The following is a 17492-nucleotide window of genomic DNA, read 5'->3' on the forward strand; positions in this document are numbered from 1 at the left end:
TGTCGACGACGCTCGAAAACGAGGCCGTAGCGACGCTCGAAAACGAGGCCACCCAGACAGATTGGATGGGTGATCTCGGTGGAGGACTGGGCGTTGATCCGGCGGCTGGTCGCGGACGGTGTTCCGCGGCGGCAGGTCGCGCGGCAGTTGGGTATCGGGCGGGCGACGGTCGATCGGGCGGTGGCGTCGGACCGGCCGCCGAAGTACGAGCGCAGGCCGGTGCCGACGGCGTTCACGCCGTTCGAGGCAAGGGTGCGGGCGATCTTGGCGGAGCATCCGGAGATGCCGGCGACGGTGATCGCTGAGCGGGTGGGCTGGACCGGCTCGATCACGTGGTTCCGGGACAACGTGCGCCGGTTGCGGCCGGGGTATCGCCGCCCTGATCCGGCTGACCGGCTGGTCTGGGAGGCGGGGGACGCGGCGCAGTGCGATCTGTGGTTCCCGCCCAAGCGGATCCCGTTGGAGGATGGGTCCAGCGCGTTGTTGCCGGTGTTGGTCATGGTCGCCGCGCACTCGCGGTTCATCACCGGGCGGATGCTGCCCACTCGGCGGACCGAGGACTTGCTGCTCGGCTCTTGGGAGTTGATCGGGCGGCTTGGGCGGGTGCCACGCCGGCTGATCTGGGACAACGAGCCGGGCATCGGTCGCGGTGGTCGCCTGGCCGCCGGCGTCGCGGCGTTCACTGGCACGCTGGCCACGAAGGTGGTGCAGCTGCCGCCGAACGACCCGGAGTCCAAGGGCATTGTCGAGCGCCGCAACGGGTTCTTTGAGACTTCGTTCATGCCCGGCCGTTCCTTCACCTCACCAGCCGACTTCAACACCCAGTTCGACCAGTGGCTGAGCCGCGCGAACGCGCGCATCGTGCGCACGATCAAGGCCCGCCCGGTCGACCTGATCGAGGCTGACAGGGCACGGATGCTCGCGCTGCCGCCGGTTCCGCTGCTGCTGGGTTGGCGGCACCGGGTCCGGCTCGGCCGCGACTACTACGTCCGCCTCGATGCCAGCGACTACTCCGTCGACCCGACCGCGATCGGGCGGATGGTCGAGGTGAGCGCGGATCTGGACCGGGTCCGGGCCCGCCTCGACGGCCGCGTGGTCGCCGACCACGCCCGGGTCTGGGCCCGCGGCGCCACCGTCACCGACCCGGCTCACAAGCGGATCGCGCAGGCGCTGCGTGAGCAGGCACGACAGCCACGGGTCGCCGCCACCGCCACCAACGCGGATGACCTGACCCGGGACCTGGCCGACTACGACCGCGCATTCGGGCTCAGCGGGGAGGTCGCGTGATGGCTGCCAAGACCACCCCGGAGTCGGTCAAGCAGATCCACTACCTCGCCGCCGCACTCAAGGCACCGCGGATCACCGAGACCGCGCAGCGGCTGGCCGACCAGGCCCGTGACGCGGGCTGGACCCACGAGGACTACCTGGCCGCCGTGCTCGAACGGGAAGTGTCCGCGCGCAACGCCTCCGGCGCCGAACAACGCATCCGCTCGGCCGCCTTCCCCGCCCGCAAGACCCTCGAGGACTTCGATTTCGACGCCCAACCCGCCATCCGGGCCCAGGTCGGCTCGCTGGCCTCAGGCGCCTTCCTGACCGAGGCACGCAACATCGTGCTGCTCGGCCCACCTGGCACCGGCAAGACCCACCTGGCGATCGCACTCGGCGTCGCTGCCGCCCGCCACGGCCACCGCGTGCTGTTCGCGACCGCGACCGATTGGGTCACCCGGCTCACCGAAGCCCACCGCTCCGGCCGACTGCCGCAGGAACTGACCAAACTGCGCCGCTACGGGCTGATCATCGTCGACGAGGTCGGCTACCTGCCCTTCGAGCAAGACGCCGCGAACCTGTTCTTCCAACTCGTCTCGTCCCGATACGAACACGCCTCGCTCGTGCTCACCAGCAACCTGCCGTTCTCTGGCTGGGCCGGCGTCTTCGGCGACCAAGCCGTCGCCGCCGCGATGATCGACCGCATCGTCCACCACGCCGACGTGCTCACCCTCAAAGGCGCCAGCTACCGCCTCCGCGGACGAGGAATCGACAGCCTGCCCAGCATCAGAACACAGAACCAGGCAGACTAGACACACCGACCGGTGGCCTCATTTTCGAGCGTCACAACGGCCTCAGATTCGGGCGTCGTCGACACCACCGCCTTGGCGCATGCCAACGGGCGGACGTTCGACCGCTCTTGACCCGTCGCAGGGCGCCTTGCTGACTCGGCTACCGTCAGCGAACGCCGGAGATGACGAGTCAGAAGGAGTGTCGTGATCCATTCGGTGGTGTTCGACGTCGGGGAGACCTTGCTCGACGCCACGCGCGAGTTCGGCGCGTGGGCTGATTGGATCGGCGTTCCGAGGCACACCTTCTAAGCAACCGACGCGAGTCGATGCCATGCTTGGTGGCGAGCTTGCGCGCCAGGGGGTGACGTACGGGCCGTTGCCGTCAGTCGGCGCCGACTCCGCGGGCCGCTCTTGCGGCGCAGGCTGAAGGCCCGGTTGCCGCGCGGCGAGCGGAGCGCTCGTACCACCGATCACGGCCGGCGACCGGCGAGGGAACCTCGGTGTCGACCTTGTCGATGGAGACCTCAGCAGCGGCCTCGGTGACTCTCACCCAGCTCCGGCAAGGTCACCGGAGTGCACTGGGATCATGGCCGCACGCCGGTCACTTACCCCGCCACACGGGAGCTCGCTTCTCCGCGAAAGCACGCGCACCTTCCCGTGCGTCCTCGGAATCGAAGACGGGGCGGACCAGCGCCTCCTGCTCACGGAAGGCTTCGTCCGTGGTCCAGTCGAGGCACCGGCTGATGACCTCCTTGGACACCCGGACGGCCAGTGGCGCGTTCGCGTTGATCCGGCGCGCGAGCGCGAGTGCTTCGGTGACCGCTTGCCCGGGCGCTACCAGCCGGTTGACCAGCCCGTGGTGATATGCCGCCTCCGCCTCGATCGGATCGCCGGTGAGTGCGTGTTCCATGGCCAGCTGGTAGGGCATTCGCAGCGGCAGTCGGAGCAGGCCACCGGCCGCGGCGACGAGACCGCGCTTGACCTCGGGAATCCCGAAGCGCGCGTCCTCGGCCGCGACGATCAGGTCGCACGCCAGCGCGAGCTCGCATCCGCCGGCCAGCGCGTAGCCCTCGACGGCCGCGATCACCGGCTTCCGCAGCCTGCGTTCCGTCATGCCCGCGAGACCCAGGCCGGGTATCACGACACTTTCACCGCGCAGGAAGGCCTTGAGATCCATGCCGGCGCAGAAGGTGCCGCCGGCGCCCGTGAGGATTCCGCACAGCAGGTCCTCCCGTACCTCCAGCTGGTCGAGTGCCGCGCTGACGGCGCCGGTGACCGCCGCGTTGATCGCATTGCGAGCCTGCGGCCGGTTGATCGTGATGATCAAAACGTGATCCTGCTCGTCGACCCGTACCTCGTCGCTCACCGCGGCAGCTCCTTTCCCGATGGTGCGAGGCTTCGCGCGATGACGTTGCGCTGGACCTCACTGGTCCCTTCACCGATCTCGAGGATCTTCGCGTCGGCGTAGAAGCGCGAGATCGCGGATTCGCGGATGAAGCCGTAGCCGCCGTGGATCTGGACGCTCTCGCTGGCGACGCGGTTGGCGACCTCGGACGCGTACAGCTTCGCCATGGCCGCCGCCTGGGCATAGGGACGTCCCTGGTCACCCAGCCACGCGGCACGGTAGACCAGCCAGCGCGCGGCTTCCACCTCGGTGGCCATGTCGGCGAGCTTGTGCCCCACCGCCTGGAACTTGTTCAGCGGGCGCCCGAACTGCTCGCGATCCTCGGCATGGCGGATCGCGAGGTCGAGTGCGGCCTGTGCGAGCGACAGGGAGAGTGCGGCGACGCTGACCCGCCCTGCGTCCAGAACCTCGAGAAACTGGCGCAGCCCGTTGCCCTCCTCCCCCAGCAGATGGTCGTCCGGGAGCCAGCAGTCGGTGAAGATGAGCTCGCGGGTGTCGAGGGCATGCCACCCGAGCTTGCGTAGGGGCTGGCCCTTGTCGTAGCCGGGCGTGCCGTCCGGCACGAAGAAGGTGCCGTACCTGTTCCTGCCGTTGTCGTCGGTGCCGGTGACCGCGAGCACGGTCACCCCCAGGCTCATCTCGGTGCCGGCGTTGCTGATGAACATCTTGGTGCCGTTGAGCACCCAGCCGTCTTCGGTCCGGCGGGCCCGGGTTCGGATGCCCGCCGCGTCCGAGCCGGCCGTGGGCTCGGTGAGTCCGAATGCGGCGAGCTTCTCGCCGGTCGCGAGCGGGACGAGCCAGCGCTTCTTCTGCTCGTCGGTGCCGAATCGCGCCAAGGGGAGGATGCCGATCGTGGAGTGCGCGTTCCAGGCGGCCGCGACGGACTGGTCGGCCTCGCCGAGGGCTTCCATGGCGGCCACGTAGGACACCAGCCCGGCGTCGGCGCCACCGTAGGTCTCTTCGACGAGCATGCCCATCAGGCCAAGCTCGCCGAGGCTGCGGAACACCTTCGCCGGGAAGTAGCACCGTTCGGACCACTCGGCCGCGTACGGCGCGATCTCCTTGGCGGCGAAGTCGCGGCACATTCGTTGGAGGGCAACGGTTTCCGCTGGCAGGTCGAAATCCATGTCAGTGCTCCTTGGGGTCCAGCAGGATCTTCAGGTGGGAACCCGAGCCGAGTTCGCGGAACGCGTCGAGCCCCTGAGTGAGCGGATACACGCCGGTCAGCAATGGTGTGGGGTCGAGGCGCGCGGTGGCGATCAGGTCGAGCACGCGTGGGATGTCGAAGTTGTAGCCGAGCGATCCGAGCACGGTCCGCTCGAAGGGCACGATCTGTGTCAGCGGAATCGAGGCGGCGCCCCCGCTGATTCCCGCGAGCACGGCGCGCCCCCCTCGCCTGACCGTCGAGATGGCGAGTTCGACCAGTTCGGGCCGTCCCGTGGCCTCGACGACGACGTCCGGCCCGACCCTTCCCGTGCGCAGGAACACCTCGCGCCGCACGTCGGTGACAGCGGGGTCGTAGACCTCCGTCGCGCCCAGCTCGGCGGCACGCTTCGCCCGGTCGGGTGCCGGCTCGCTGACGTAGATGCCCGCGGCCCCGGCGAGTTTGAGAGCCATGAGCGCCGCTATGCCGATCGGGCCCGCGCCGATCAGCAACGCCGTGTCGCCCGGTTGCACTCCGGCCCGCCGGATGGCGTGCAGGCCCACCGCGAGGGGCTCGGCGAGCGCCGCCAGCTCGTCCGGCACTCCGTCGGGCACCGGTACCAGTCCGACGGTGGGAACGGTGACCAGCGGCGCGAACGCCCCCGGCGACGCGAGGCCGACCGAGCCGCCCTTCGCACAGATGTGGTACTCGCCGTGGCGGCACCAGCGGCAGGTGCCGCACCGCAGGCACGGGTCGACCGCCACCCGTGTGCCGACTTCGATTCCCGGGACCGGGGAGCCGAGTGCGGCGACGCGGCCGCTGAACTCGTGTCCCAGCGTCAGCGGGGGCGTGGCCCCGGTCAGCGGGTGCGGGGTGGTCCGGATCAGGTTCGGACCCGCGGTGTACTCGTGCAGGTCCGTCCCGCAGACGCCGGTGTAGGACACCTCCACGATCGCCTCACCGGGTCCGGGAGCCTGCGGCTCGGGTACCTCGTCGAGCCGCAAGTCCCCTCTGCCGTGCCACCGCAACGATCGCATCCGACCCACCTTCGCGTCAGAGTTGTTTTTTCGAACAATCGGTACAAGAATCGTGGTTCCCCGCCAGATGTCAAGGGGGCGGGCCGAAACCCCAGCAAGACAAGGGCAGAACGCGATGACTTCCACTCAGGCGAGCGACGTCGGCGTCGATGTCGCCGAGAAGACCGAGATGTACCGGCGGATGCGGCTGATCCGCCAGTTCGAGGACCGGGCGTCCCGGCTGTACCGCACCAACCAGATTCCCGGTTTTCTGCACCTGTCGATCGGGCAGGAGGCCACGGCGGTAGGGGCGTGCTGGCCACTCGACGACCGCGACGTCATCACCTCGACCCACCGCGGCCACGGGCACTGCATCGCCAAGGGCCTGGACGTGACCGGCATGTTCGCCGAGCTGATGGGCCGGCGAACGGGGACGTGCCAGGGCCGGGGCGGTTCGATGCACATCGCCGACCCCAGGAAGGGGATCTTCGGCGCCAACGGCATCGTGGCGGCCGGTCTGCCCATCGCCACCGGTGCCGGTGCCGCGGCGCAGTTGCGCGACCGCGGCGGAGTGGTGCTCGCGTTCTTCGGCGACGGCGCGGTCGCCCAGGGCATGTTCCACGAAGCGGTCAACCTCGCCGCGGTCTGGCAGCTGCCGATCATCTTCTGCTGCGAGAACAACCACTACGCCGAGTTCTCCGCCGCGAAGGACCAGCACCGGGCCACATTGGCCGACCGGGCTCGCGGATACGGCATCCACTACACCCACGTCGACGGAAACGACGTGCTCGCCGTCGCCGAAACGACCACGGAACTGGTCCGCGACCTCCGCCGGGGCGGCGGTCCCGTGCTGCTGGAAGCGGAGACCTACCGCTGGCACGGGCACTACGAGGGCGACCCGGAGCGCTACAGAGAGCCCGAGGAGCTGGAAGAGTGGAAGACGCGTGATCCACTCACCCTTCTCGCCTCGCACCTGGAGGCTGGCCGCGTATCCGAGATCGACCGCGAGGTGGACGCGGTGATCGACGAGGCGGTCACGGAAGCGCAGGCCGCGGAGGAGCCGGCGCCGGAGACCCTGTATCACTTCGTCGGCGTCCCGCGCGAGCCGGTGCCAGAGCCGCCCGAACCCGACGGCGAGATCTTCCGCACCATGGACGCCGTCCATGAGGCGCTCGACCACGAGCTGGCCGCCGATGAGGACGTGTTCCTGGCCGGCATCGACGTCGCGGCGGGAGGCAACGTCTTCGGGCTGATGAGAGGGCTGGCGGAGAAGTACCCCGGCCGCGTTCGCGACACCCCGATCTCCGAGAGCGCGATCGTCGGGGCGGCCGTGGGGGCGGCGATGGCAGGCCTGCGTCCCGTAGTGGAACTGATGTACTTCGACTTCCTCGGCGTGTGCCTCGACCAGCTGATGAACCAGGCGGCCAAGCTGCGTTTCATGACCGGCGGCGCCGTGAGCCTGCCCTTGGTGGTGCGCACCCAGTTCGGCGCGGGCAAGTCGTCGGGAAGCCAGCATTCACAAAGCCTGGAGGCATTGCTGGCACACATCCCCGGACTCACCGTGGTCATGCCCTCGACCCCCGCGGACACCTATGGCCTGCTCCGGTCCGCGATCCGCGACCCCAATCCGGTCGTCTTCGTCGAGAACCGGCTCCTGTACGGGCGCAAGGGCCCGCGACCGCGGCCCGGCCACCTGGTGCCGCTCGGCAGGGCGGCGGTACGCCGCGAAGGCACGGACGTCACCCTGGTGTCGTACTCGAAGGTGATCCACGACTGCCTCGCGGTCGCCGAGGACCTGGCTCGGGAGGGGATCAGCGTCGAGGTCATCGACCTGCGCACCATAGCGCCGCTGGACACCCAGACGGTGCTGCGGTCTCTCGCCAAGACGAACCGGCTGGTCGTGGCGCACCAGGCCGTCGAGTCGTTCGGCGTCGGTTCGGAGCTCGCCGCCGTCGCCGCCGAGCACGGATTCTGGACCCTGGACGCGCCCGTGGTCCGTGTCGGCGCGGCTCGCACACCCGCGCCGTACGCTCCCTCCCTGGAGCGTGCCTGGCTTCCCGACCGGGACAGGATCGCCACAGCCGTGCGGAAGTCCGTTCTCGGCTAGCGTGCGCGCTTCCGGGGGCCGCGGCTAAGCCCCCTCGCGCTCCCGGAAAGAGCGCACCCGCTCCTCCAGATCATCGGCGTCGTAGGACGGGCTCCTGAAGCCGGAGATCAACGTCGCGCAGTACTCGCGGGACAGGAACTCGGCGTCCCACTCGCCGTCGGGCTTGGCCCACTGGTAGGTGTGGTTGTGCATGTTGAGGAACTGCAGCATCGCCAGGCGGGCGTTCAGCTTCCGGAAGGCGCCCGACTCCATGGCCTCCACGAGCAGGTCCTGCACGATCTTCTCGAACTCGCGTCGCTGGCGAAGTAGCCGCGTACGGTTGGCGCCCCGCAGGTGCCGGTAGTCGTGCTCGTAGACCCAGATGTGGTCCAGGCGCGCCAGGATCAGCTCCAGCAGCGTCTGCGACAGCAGTCGCAGCCGCAGCACCGGGTCCTCGTCCAGGCCGGCGATCCGCCGCGCAGCGGTCAGCAACGGGTTGAGAACCCGGTTCTGGATCTCGACCAGCAGGTTCTCCTTGGACCCGATGTAGTAGTACAACGCGCCCTTGGCCAGGCCGGCGACCTGACCGATCTCAGCGATGCCGGTCGCGGCGTAGCCCTGCTTCGCGAACAGCTGTGCCGCCTGGTCGATGATCTCCTGCCGCTTGATCTCGTAACCCGGCCCGTGCCCCGGTGGTCTTGGCATAAGTCCAGAGCCTATGCGGCGCTCCCCGCCGCGCGCGCGGTGCCTCGGCGAACCGCCGTCTCGCTTCCTCCACTCTCACCCGGTCCGGGCTTGTCAGGTCAGGACACGAGCCTTAAAGTGCTTCCCGTCACCGTTTCGTAGACCGACTGGTACACGAAACCCGCCACCGGCACAACACACTGGAGTGATGGCCCGTGAGTGATGAAAAGTCCCCTACTCCTCGAGGCCTTGCCGTGCCGCGGGAGGAAGTCTCCCAAGAGGACCTGCACGCGTTGGGCGTCGATCTCGCCCGGGACTTCCCCGGCAGCACCGCTGCCGACTTCCGCCGGTACCCGGTCCTGTCCGAGGGCGGCTGGTTCATCGCCGTGAAACACCAGCGGACGCTCGAGTCGGTCGCCCGCGAGCCGGGTCCGCTGCTCGGCCCGATCATTCTGGCCTCCGACGGTCTCGACGTGAACTGAGAGAGGAGAAGTCACCATGATCGGAGTCGATGTCGGCGGCACCTTCACGGATGTCGTGGCGATCGAGGACGGGAAGATCAAGACCGTCAAGGTGTCCACGGACGTGCGCACCACCGAACGAGGCGTACTCAAGGGGGCCGAGGAGATCGGCGTCGAGACCGCCGAGGTCTTCAACCACGCCAGCACCCACGGCCTGAACGCCGTGATCACCCGCCGGCTGCCCAAGATCGCCTTTCTGACAACGGATGGCCACCGGGACATCCTCGACATCGGACGGACCTGGCGGCCGGTCGAGGGCCTCATGAACCCGGCATGGCGCCGCTCCTACGGTGACGCCAACCGGCCCCTGGTGCCTCGCTACCTTCGTCGCGGCATCCGCGAGCGGCTCACCGCCGACGGCGGGGTGCTGATCCCGCTCGACGAGGAGCAGGCCCGCGCACAGCTGGCGGTGCTACGCCGCTGCGGTGTCGAGGGCGTGGCCATCTGCCTGCTCAACGCCTACGTCAACGACCACCACGAGGAGCGCCTGCGGCAGCTGGTGCACGAAGAGCTGGGTGACGTCCCAGTGTCGATCTCCAGCGAGGTCTCGCCGCTGGCGAAGGAGTTCGCCCGCGCCTCCACGACCGTGGTCGACGTGTTCATGCGCCTGATCTACGACGACTACACCAAGCGCCTCGACGCCGGTCTGCGCGACCTGAAGTTCACCGGCGACCTGAACTTCGCCGACTGCGCGGCCCAGCTGGTGCGCTCCGACGTCGCGATGGAGCACCCGTTCCGGATCGTCTTCGCCGGTCCCGCAGCCGGCACCGTCTCGAGTGCACACTTCGGCAGCCTGATCGGCGCGAAGAACCTGCTCTGCGCGGACGTGGGCGGAACCTCCTGCGACATCAGCATCGTCAGCGACGGCAAACCGTTCGTGAACACCACGTTCGAGCTCGAACACGACCTGATCGTCAACGCGCTGTCCAACGAGATCTCCAGCATCGGCGCCGGAGGTGGCAGCCTCGTCACGATCAACGCGGCCGGCGAGCTGAAGGTGGGGCCGGGCAGCGCCGGCGCCGACCCGGGCCCCGCCTGCTACGGCATCGGCGGCACACAGCCCGCCACCACCGACACCTGCCTGCTCATGGGCATCATCGACCCGGAAGGGTTCGCGGGCGGCCGGATGAAGCTCGACCCGGAGCTGTCGCGGCAGGCGTTCGAGGCGCTCGACACGAAGCTCTCCTTCGAGCAGCGGGTGTCGTACGCGTTCAACATCGGCATCAACAACATCGCCGAAGGCGTCACCAACATCGCGATCCAGCACGGCGTCGACCCCCGTGACTACAGCCTCGTCGCCTACGGCGCGGCCGGGCCGATGCTGCTGCCAGCCGTACTCGACCTGGTGCACGCCGCCGAGGTGATCGTGCCACCGCACCCGGGTCTGTTCTCCGCGCTCGGCCTGGTCAGCACCGATCTCGTCTACGCCGACAGCCGCAGCGCCTACACCTTGCTCACCGCCGAGGCGGCCGAGTCCATCGACAAGGTCTACCGCTCGATGGAGCAGCGACTGTCCGAGCGGTTGAAGGAGAAGGACCGCGGCAACGTCACCTTCGTCCGCAGCTTCGACGGACGGCTGGCGGGCCAGACCTGGGAGACGCCGTTCATCGCGGTGCCCGACGGTGAGATCACCGCCGAAGGCGTCGAGCAGATGGTGGCCAACTTCCACGAGGCCTACGCCGAGCGATCCGGCAACAAGTTCGAAGCGCTGCCGGTACAGGGCGTGACGTACCGGGTCCAGGCGGTCGTGCACGCCGAGAAGGTCGAGTACCCGGTGCTGCCCGAGAGGACGGAGGGCGAGCGTCCGGAACCGACGCGCACGCTGACCATCCGTTACCTGACCGACGAGGACCTGCCCGCGCACGAGTACCAGCGCGCCGACCTGCGCGCCGGTGACACGATCCCCGGCCCCGCGGTCATCAGGGAACCGTTGTCCACCACGTTCCTCGTGCCCGGCCAGACCGCCCACGTCGGTGCCCACGGCGAGCTGCGCATCCGCAAGGCGTGAAGGGAAGACCCATGACTGTTTCGCTGAAAGACCTCGACGACGGGCAGTTCACCGAGCGATACGGCGCCGACCGGTTCACCGCGACCGTCCTCGCCAGCCGGATGCGCTACATCGTGCAGCACATGTGCACGGGCCTGCTCAACAACGCGTTCTCGCTGATCCTGCGCGACTGGTACGACTTCGCGGCCACGATCTCCGGTCCGCCGGAGCAGAACTACCCGATGTCGTCGGTGAGCAACAGCCTCGCCATGTTCCTCGGCACGATGTCCGAGGCGGTGCGCAACACCGTCGAGGAGTACGGCCCGGAGAACCTCCGTCCCGGCGACGTGGTGATCTGCAACGACCCCTACCGCGCGGGCAACCACGTCAACGACATCTGCTTCATCCGGCCGGTCTTCGCAGGCGACCGCCTCATCTCGTTCGTCACCCTGCGAGCCCACCAGCTGGACATGGGCGGCGTCGTTCCCGCCGGGTTCAGCGGCACCAAGCGCAACGTGTACGAGAACGGCCTGGTGATCGCGCCGACACTGCTCTACCGCGACAACAAGCCGATCAAGTCGGCGTTCAACCTCATCTTCGACAACGCCCGCTACTGCGCCTTGCTGCTGCCCGACATCAAGACCATCTACGCGAACCTGCTCCTCGGCGAACAGCTGATCCTGGAGAGCGTCGAGCGCTACGGCGTCGAGGCGTACCTGGGCGCGATCCGGTACAGCACCGACGTGTCCGCGGAGGCGATGCGCACGGCGCTGGCCGAGCTGCCCGACGGCGTGTACGAGGCCGAGGAGGGCATCGACTGCGACGGCATCGACGACACGGTCGACTACCGGATCAAGGTGAAGATCACCAAGTCCGGACCCCGCATGGAACTGGACTTCAGCGGCACCTCGCCTCAGGCACGCACCAGCATCAACGCGGGCATCCTGGACACCAAGACCGCCGTCGGGGTCGCGTTGAAGTTCCTCATCGACCCGGCCACACCGTTCACCTCCGGCGCCTACCGGGACATCGACATCGTGCTGCCCGCGGGCACCTTCATCAGCGCCACACCACCGGACGGCGCCGTGTTCCTCTACTGGGAGAGCACCGGGCCCGTCCTGCTGGCGGTGTTCCGGGCACTGGAGAAGGCACTCGGCCGCAAGGCGGTCGGCGGCGACTACGGCTCGCTCAACATCCACAACGCCAACGGCGTCCTCGAGGACGGCACTCCGTGGGTCACCACCGCCCAGTGCGGAGGGGAGCACGGCCCGTGGGGTGCGACCGAGGCCGGCGACGCGGACAGCTACTCCGTGGTGTACCAGGCCAACAACCTCGACCCGGCGACCGAGGCCATCGAGTCCGAGCTCCCGGCCGTCGTGCTGCGCAAGGAGTACACACCCGACAGCGGCGGAGCGGGAACCAACCGCGGCGGTGCGGCCGTCCTCAAGGACACGCTGTACCTGACCGCCGCCGAGCACTGGTCCAGCCCGCTGCACACCAAGAGCCCCAGCGGACTGGGCGTCTACGGCGGCAAGAGCGGTGGCCTGGGTGCGACGTGGGTCTTCCACGCCGACCGCGGCGACGTCGTGCGACGCAAGGAACTCATCGGGACCACCGACGAGGTCTACGCCGAGGCGACCCCGGTCGCCGGGATGCTGAACCCCGACACGAAATGCATCGACCCTGACGGGAAGTACTTCTACTTCGCCAGTACGCCGGTCTGGCACACCAAGCCACACGCCGTGTTCCGCTACCTCACCAACGGCGGCGGAGGCTGGGGCGACCCGACCGAACGTGACCCTGAACGAGTCAAGAAGGACGTGCGCGACGAGTACGTCACGATCGAAGGCGCCTACCGCGACTACGGGGTCGTCATCACGGGCGATCCGCTCACCGATCCAGAAGGTCTGCAGGTCGACGAGGCCGCCACGCGCAAGCGGCGGGCCGAGATGGCCGCTCGGTAAGGAGGAGGAACCGCATGACTTCCGTCGAACTGACCGAGCGTCAGCGTGAACTACGCGAGCAGTTCCTGTCCGAACGCGGGTACTGGAACCAGTTCTGGGAGGGGTTGCTCAGCCTCGACCCCGAGTTCTTCGAGGCGTATCTCAACTTCTCCGCCGTGCCGTGGCGCAAGGGTGTTCTCGAACCCAAGGTGCGGGAGCTGATCTACACCGCCATCGACGCCTCGACCACACATCTGTACGAGCCGGGGCTGCGCCAGCACATCCGCAACGCACTGGGTTACGGGGCGACCAAAGAAGAGATCATGGAGGTCCTTGAGCTGACCAGCGTGCTCGGCATCCACACCTGCACCCTCGGTGTGCCGGTGCTGATGGAGGAACTGGAAGCCCACGAGCAGCGCAACGGTCAGAACTCGTGAATGGCGTTCTCGCCGCGGGCGGACCTGCCGGGATGCACGGCCAGCAGGCCGTCGTGACCGGCGCCGCCCGCGGCATCGGCGCCCGGATCGCCAGGGAACTGGCCTCCGCGGGCGCCGCGGTGACGGTGCTCGACGTCAACGATCCCGGTGAGACCGTCGCGGCCATCGCGCAAGAGGGCGGGGTCGCTTCCGGGCACGCGGTGGACGTGACGGACCTCGCCGCCGTCCGCCGGATCCTCTCGGCGTTGCCCGCGCTCGACGTGCTGGTCACGTCGGCAGCGGTCTACGGCGACACCGTCGCGATCGACGAGCTGGACGAGCCGGAGGTCGATTTCGTACTGGGCGTCAACGTGAAGGGCACCCTGTGGACGATCAAGGCCGCGCTGCCGCTGTTGCGACAGCGCGGGGGGCGCGTGGTCTGCATCGGCTCCGTCGCCGGCAAGGTCGGCGGTGTGCTGGCCGGGCCGCACTACGTGGCCAGCAAGGGAGCCGTGCACGCGATCGTCAAGTGGCTCGCCAAGACCGAAGCCGGGAACGGGATCACCGCGAACGCCATCGCTCCCGGCGTCGTCGACACCGAGATGGTCACCGGCCGTGGGTACCGGCCCGACTACTGCCCGCTGGGCCGGCTCGCCCAGCCTGAGGAAATAGCACGGGTGGCGGCGTTCCTCGCCTCACCCGCCGCGAGCTACATGACCGGCGCCGTGATCGATGTCAACGGCGGATACGCGATGGCCTAAGGAGAGAACACAATGGACTGTGCTGTCATCACCGGCGCCGCATCCGGCATCGGACGCGCCTGTGCGCTACGCCTGGCCACGACAGGGGCGACCGTGGCGCTACTGGACGTCAACGGGGCCGAGGACACCCGCCGCGAGGTCGAGGAGCGAGGTGGCAAGGCCGCTGAGTACGCGGTCGACGTCACCGACGACAACGCGATCCGCGAGGTCATCGGGCGCCTGCCAGCCGCCCCGCGGGTACTCGTCAACGCAGCAGGCATCATCGTCCGCAAGAAACTGCTGGACTGCTCGGTCGAGGAGTGGCGACGGGTCGTCGACGTCAACCTCACCGGATACTTCGTCCTGCTCCGCAACGTCATCCCGGCCATGGCAGACGCGGGCGGAGGATCGATCGTGCAGATCGCGTCGATCGCCGGCCACACCGGCTACGGGTTCTCCTCCTACACGGCGGCCAAGGGCGGGGTGCTCGCACTGACGAAGCAGCTCGCGGCCGAACTGGCCGAACACCGAATCCGCATCAACTCGGTCAGCCCTGGCGTGGTCGAGAGCGGCCTGAACCGGGACACCCTGAGCAACCAGGCCATCCGTACCGCCACCGTCGACAACATCCCACTCGGCCGCCTCGGCGAACCGGACGACATCGCACGGGTCGTCGCCTTCCTCGCCGGCCCCGAGGCCGACTTCGTCACCGGTGCCGACCTCGTCGCCGACGGTGGCATGATCAGCACGATCCACTGGGGCAATGCGGGCGCCGAGCTGCACAGCTTCCACTCGGAGGACCGCTGATGCACAACTTCGCCGCGGTACTCGAACACAACGTGGGCCGGTACCCGGACAAGGTCGTTCTCACCCAGGGCGAGCGGAGGCTGACCAACCGCGAGCTGTCGACCCGGGTCCACGCCCTCGCGGCCGGCCTCCGCGAACTCGGGATCGGGCGCGGCGACATCGTGGCCCTGCTGCTGTACAACCACATCGAGTTCCTCGAAACGGTGCTCGCCCTCAACCACCTCGGTGCCGCCTTCCTGCCGCTCAACTACCGTCTCTCCCCCACCGAGTGGGAGTTCATCCTCGGCAACGCCGAGGCGAGCGCGGTCCTGACGGAGCCCGAGTTCGCCGATGCAGCGGCCGGAATGCCGGTGCGGCACCGGCTGATCCTCGGCGGCGGACAGGACGGGTGGCACTCCTACGACGACATCGTCGCCCGGCACCTCGGCGAGACGGTGCCGCTGGAGGAGGTCGGCCCGGACGCGCTCCAGCGCCTGATGTACACCTCCGGCACCACGTCCCGGCCCAAAGGCGTGTGCATCACCCACGCCAACCTGCTTCACAAGAACCTCGGCCACATCGTGGAGTTCGGCATCACGAGTTCCGACACCACGCTGGTGTGCGGTCCGCTCTACCACGTCGGCGGACTCGACCTGCCCGCTCTGGCCACCCTGCACGCCGGCGGTTCGCTGATCCTGACCAGGAAGTTCGACGCGAACGAGGTCGTCGACACCATCGAGCGCGAACGCCCGACCAACATCTGGCTCGCACCGTCGATGATGAACGCTCTGCTGCACCTCCCCGGCATCACCGAACGCGACACCTCCTCGATCCGGTTCATCATCGGCGGCGGTGAGAAGATGCCGGTTCCCCTCGTCGAGCGGATCCGGGCCGCGTTCCCGTCGGCCTGGTTCGCCGACGCCTACGGACTCACCGAGACCGTTTCCGGCGATACCTTCAACGATGCCGAGCACATGCTCTCGAAGGTCGGATCGGTGGGCAGGCCTGTCGTGCACCTGCGGGTGCGCATAGTCAACGACCTCGGTGAGGAAGTGCCGCGTGGGCAGCTCGGCGAGATCACCCTCTCCGGTCCCAAGGTGTTCGCAGGGTACTGGCGTGATCCCGAAGCGACGGCGAAAGCCCTGCGTCATGGGTGGTTCCACACCGGCGACATCGGCCGGCTCGACGAGGACGGCTACCTCTACGTCGAGGACCGAAAGAAGGACATGATCGTCTCGGGCGGCGAGAACATCGCGACCCCGGAGGTCGAACGCGTCCTCTACGAGCACCCGGACGTGGTGGAGGCAGCGGTCGTGGGCATGCCCCACTCGCGGTGGGGCGAGGTCCCCAAGGCCTTCGTCGTCCTGCGCACTGGCGCCGCGCTCGACGCCGAGCACCTGAGGGATTTCTGCCGCGAACGGCTCGCGAAGTTCAAGGTTCCGGCCGAGATCCAATTCATCGACGAGCTACCGCGCACACCGTCGGGCAAGGTGCTCAAGCGAGACCTGCGGACGCTTCCGGTGATCGCATGAAAGACTTCGACCTCACCGGCACGACCGCCTGGGTGACCGGTGCCGGCAAAGGACTGGGCCGGGCCATCGCCGTGGCACTCGCCTCGGCCGGCGCCACCGTCGGGGTCACCTCGCGCACCCGTGACGACCTGGAGAACCTGGCCGCGGAACTCGGGAAGGGCACAGTGGTGCTCCCGGGCTCCGTCAGCGACCCAGGGTTCGCCGAGGAGGCGGTCGACCGGCTGGGCAGGCTCGACGTCCTCGTGAACTGCGCCGGGATCAGCCCGGTCTTCAAACGCAGCGAGCGGGTGACCGACGAGGAGTGGCAGCAGATCCTGCGGGTGAACCTCGACGGCACCTGGTACTGCTCGCGCGCCGCGGGGAAGCGGATGCTGGAACAGGGTGGGGGCAGCATCATCAACGTGTCCTCCGTGCACGCCACCACCGGCTTCGAACGGATCGCACCGTATGCGGCCAGCAAGGGCGCGGTGGAGGCGCTCACCCGTGTACTCGCCGTCGAATGGGCCGGGCGCGGGGTCCGGGTGAACACCCTCGCACCGGGTTATTTCGGCACCGATCTGGCGGGTCCGCTGATGAACAGCAACTGGGGCGAGAAGATCCGCCACTCGGTGCCCCTCGGCCGAACCGGCGAGCCCGCCGAGCTCGGAGGCGCCGCCGTCTTCCTCGCCAGCGACGCGTCGTCCTACGTCACCGGGAGCACCGTCTACGTCGACGGAGGGTGGACGGCGCATTGAGCCAACCGCGCTAAACGCGTCCCGAAATCAGGGTGCCGGGAGAGGGGACCGGTGCATGGTCCGACTCCGGCGGGCCGTAGCGCTCGGTCGCGCCCCCGGTCCGCGCTGCCAGCTTGTTCCGCGAGCTCACCCACCCGAGAGCTTGGCCGCCAGCTCTGTCCAGCTGGACCCGTGAACCCCGAACGCCACAACATCACTTCCCTCGTGGGCCACGGAGGCTGCCGCCTCGTCGCCCATCGTGCCTTGCGCGGTTCCGGCGCCGTCAGGTCCGCGGGCGGCGCGGACCTGGTTCTCGCCGCGATCCTCAGCAAGCACGAGGACCAACCTGTGAGTCAGCCAAGAAAACAGGGCGACGATGCGAATCCTGACCGGATCCTGACCAGCCACCGGCAGAAGCCAAAAGCATGACCGAACACGCGACACCGTCCCGCCGAACCGTCC

Annotated in this window: 16 protein-coding genes and 1 pseudogene; 13 read left to right on the forward strand and 4 right to left on the reverse strand. The window is 68.6% G+C overall.

The genetic code is table 11. From position 1 onward, the window contains the following. The first annotated feature begins 69 nt into the window (after positions 1–69). From istA to BA062_RS36195, 3 genes and pseudogenes are all read left to right on the forward strand, one after another. Positions 70–1287 carry an IS21 family transposase gene (istA, locus tag BA062_RS36185; protein WP_210406951.1) on the forward strand — a complete coding sequence of 406 codons (1218 nt, stop codon included), beginning with the start codon at positions 70–72 and terminating at the stop codon, positions 1285–1287. Next, the gene (gene istB / locus BA062_RS36190; protein ID WP_110339647.1) at positions 1287–2078 is read left to right on the forward strand and encodes an IS21-like element helper ATPase IstB; all 792 of its coding nucleotides are present in this window, start codon (positions 1287–1289) and stop codon (positions 2076–2078) included. The genes istA and istB overlap by 1 nt, the downstream gene beginning before the upstream one ends. A gap of 183 nt (positions 2079–2261) precedes the next feature. Then, a pseudogene (locus BA062_RS36195) lies at positions 2262–2363 on the forward strand (HAD family hydrolase); the annotation flags it as partial. Between the two features lie 295 nt (positions 2364–2658). Here the strand turns inward: BA062_RS36195 and BA062_RS36200 are convergent. From BA062_RS36200 to BA062_RS36210, 3 genes are read right to left on the reverse strand one after another with little or no spacing between them, the layout of a single operon-like run. Next, positions 2659–3423, reverse strand: a complete 765-nt coding sequence (locus BA062_RS36200; protein ID WP_110343659.1) for a crotonase/enoyl-CoA hydratase family protein — start codon at positions 3421–3423, stop codon at positions 2659–2661. Beyond that, positions 3420–4589: an acyl-CoA dehydrogenase family protein gene (locus BA062_RS36205; protein ID WP_110343660.1), complete on the reverse strand. Its 1170-nt coding sequence runs from the start codon at positions 4587–4589 to the stop codon at positions 3420–3422. Before BA062_RS36205 ends, BA062_RS36200 begins: the two co-directional genes overlap by 4 nt. Position 4590: 1 nt before the next feature. Further along, complete coding sequence (locus BA062_RS36210; protein WP_245960190.1) at positions 4591–5643, reverse strand: 2,3-butanediol dehydrogenase; 1053 nt, start codon at positions 5641–5643, stop codon at positions 4591–4593. A 115-nt stretch (positions 5644–5758) separates the two neighbouring features. Between BA062_RS36210 and BA062_RS36215 the strand changes: the two genes are divergently transcribed. Then, a complete protein-coding gene (locus tag BA062_RS36215; protein ID WP_110343662.1) occupies positions 5759–7729 on the forward strand; it encodes an alpha-ketoacid dehydrogenase subunit alpha/beta in 1971 nt (656 codons plus the stop codon). 24 nt (positions 7730–7753) lie between these two features. On the opposite strand, the gene BA062_RS36220 is transcribed toward BA062_RS36215, so the two are convergent. After that, complete coding sequence (locus BA062_RS36220; RefSeq protein WP_110343663.1) at positions 7754–8413, reverse strand: TetR/AcrR family transcriptional regulator; 660 nt, start codon at positions 8411–8413, stop codon at positions 7754–7756. Between the two features lie 233 nt (positions 8414–8646). Between BA062_RS36220 and BA062_RS36225 the strand changes: the two genes are divergently transcribed. From BA062_RS36225 to BA062_RS39615, 9 genes are all read left to right on the forward strand, one after another. Further along, positions 8647–8874, forward strand: coding sequence for a hypothetical protein (locus tag BA062_RS36225; RefSeq protein ID WP_110343664.1), 228 nt, complete (start codon positions 8647–8649; stop codon positions 8872–8874). Positions 8875–8890: 16 nt separating this feature from the next. Beyond that, positions 8891–10921, forward strand: coding sequence for a hydantoinase/oxoprolinase family protein (locus BA062_RS36230; RefSeq protein WP_110343665.1), 2031 nt, complete (start codon positions 8891–8893; stop codon positions 10919–10921). Between the two features lie 11 nt (positions 10922–10932). Then, the gene (locus tag BA062_RS36235) at positions 10933–12864 is read left to right on the forward strand and encodes a hydantoinase B/oxoprolinase family protein (RefSeq protein ID WP_110343666.1); all 1932 of its coding nucleotides are present in this window, start codon (positions 10933–10935) and stop codon (positions 12862–12864) included. A gap of 14 nt (positions 12865–12878) precedes the next feature. Then, positions 12879–13280 (forward strand): carboxymuconolactone decarboxylase family protein, encoded by a 402-nt coding sequence (locus BA062_RS36240; protein ID WP_110343667.1) that lies wholly within the window; start codon positions 12879–12881, stop codon positions 13278–13280. Further along, the gene (locus BA062_RS36245; protein WP_245960191.1) at positions 13277–14020 is read left to right on the forward strand and encodes an SDR family NAD(P)-dependent oxidoreductase; all 744 of its coding nucleotides are present in this window, start codon (positions 13277–13279) and stop codon (positions 14018–14020) included. The genes BA062_RS36240 and BA062_RS36245 overlap by 4 nt, the downstream gene beginning before the upstream one ends. A 12-nt stretch (positions 14021–14032) precedes the next feature. Continuing rightward, positions 14033–14806: an SDR family NAD(P)-dependent oxidoreductase gene (locus BA062_RS36250; RefSeq protein ID WP_110343669.1), complete on the forward strand. Its 774-nt coding sequence runs from the start codon at positions 14033–14035 to the stop codon at positions 14804–14806. Next, positions 14806–16317, forward strand: coding sequence for an acyl-CoA synthetase (locus tag BA062_RS36255; protein WP_110343670.1), 1512 nt, complete (start codon positions 14806–14808; stop codon positions 16315–16317). Before BA062_RS36250 ends, BA062_RS36255 begins: the two co-directional genes overlap by 1 nt. Continuing rightward, a complete protein-coding gene (locus tag BA062_RS36260) occupies positions 16314–17051 on the forward strand; it encodes an SDR family NAD(P)-dependent oxidoreductase (RefSeq protein ID WP_110343671.1) in 738 nt (245 codons plus the stop codon). Before BA062_RS36255 ends, BA062_RS36260 begins: the two co-directional genes overlap by 4 nt. Positions 17052–17222: 171 nt before the next feature. Continuing rightward, the gene (locus BA062_RS39615; RefSeq protein WP_146240132.1) at positions 17223–17459 is read left to right on the forward strand and encodes a hypothetical protein; all 237 of its coding nucleotides are present in this window, start codon (positions 17223–17225) and stop codon (positions 17457–17459) included. Positions 17460–17492: the final 33 nt, after the last annotated feature.

The organism is Prauserella flavalba, assembly GCF_003202235.1.
Lineage (GTDB): Bacteria > Actinomycetota > Actinomycetes > Mycobacteriales > Pseudonocardiaceae > Prauserella_A > Prauserella_A flavalba.

Bases quoted from the DNA above. Each gene is read 5' to 3' on its own strand.
- istB (WP_110339647.1), top strand. From the start codon at position 1,287: ATGGCTGCCAAGACCACCCCGGAGTCGGTCAAGCAGATCCACTACCTC.
- BA062_RS36205 (WP_110343660.1), bottom strand. From the start codon at position 4,589: ATGGATTTCGACCTGCCAGCGGAAACCGTTGCCCTCCAACGAATGTGC.
- BA062_RS36210 (WP_245960190.1), bottom strand. From the start codon at position 5,643: ATGCGATCGTTGCGGTGGCACGGCAGAGGGGACTTGCGGCTCGACGAG.
- BA062_RS36215 (WP_110343662.1), top strand. From the start codon at position 5,759: ATGACTTCCACTCAGGCGAGCGACGTCGGCGTCGATGTCGCCGAGAAG.
- BA062_RS36220 (WP_110343663.1), bottom strand. From the start codon at position 8,413: ATGCCAAGACCACCGGGGCACGGGCCGGGTTACGAGATCAAGCGGCAG.
- BA062_RS36230 (WP_110343665.1), top strand. From the start codon at position 8,891: ATGATCGGAGTCGATGTCGGCGGCACCTTCACGGATGTCGTGGCGATC.
- BA062_RS36235 (WP_110343666.1), top strand. From the start codon at position 10,933: ATGACTGTTTCGCTGAAAGACCTCGACGACGGGCAGTTCACCGAGCGA.
- BA062_RS36240 (WP_110343667.1), top strand. From the start codon at position 12,879: ATGACTTCCGTCGAACTGACCGAGCGTCAGCGTGAACTACGCGAGCAG.
- BA062_RS36250 (WP_110343669.1), top strand. From the start codon at position 14,033: ATGGACTGTGCTGTCATCACCGGCGCCGCATCCGGCATCGGACGCGCC.
- BA062_RS36255 (WP_110343670.1), top strand. From the start codon at position 14,806: ATGCACAACTTCGCCGCGGTACTCGAACACAACGTGGGCCGGTACCCG.
- BA062_RS36260 (WP_110343671.1), top strand. From the start codon at position 16,314: ATGAAAGACTTCGACCTCACCGGCACGACCGCCTGGGTGACCGGTGCC.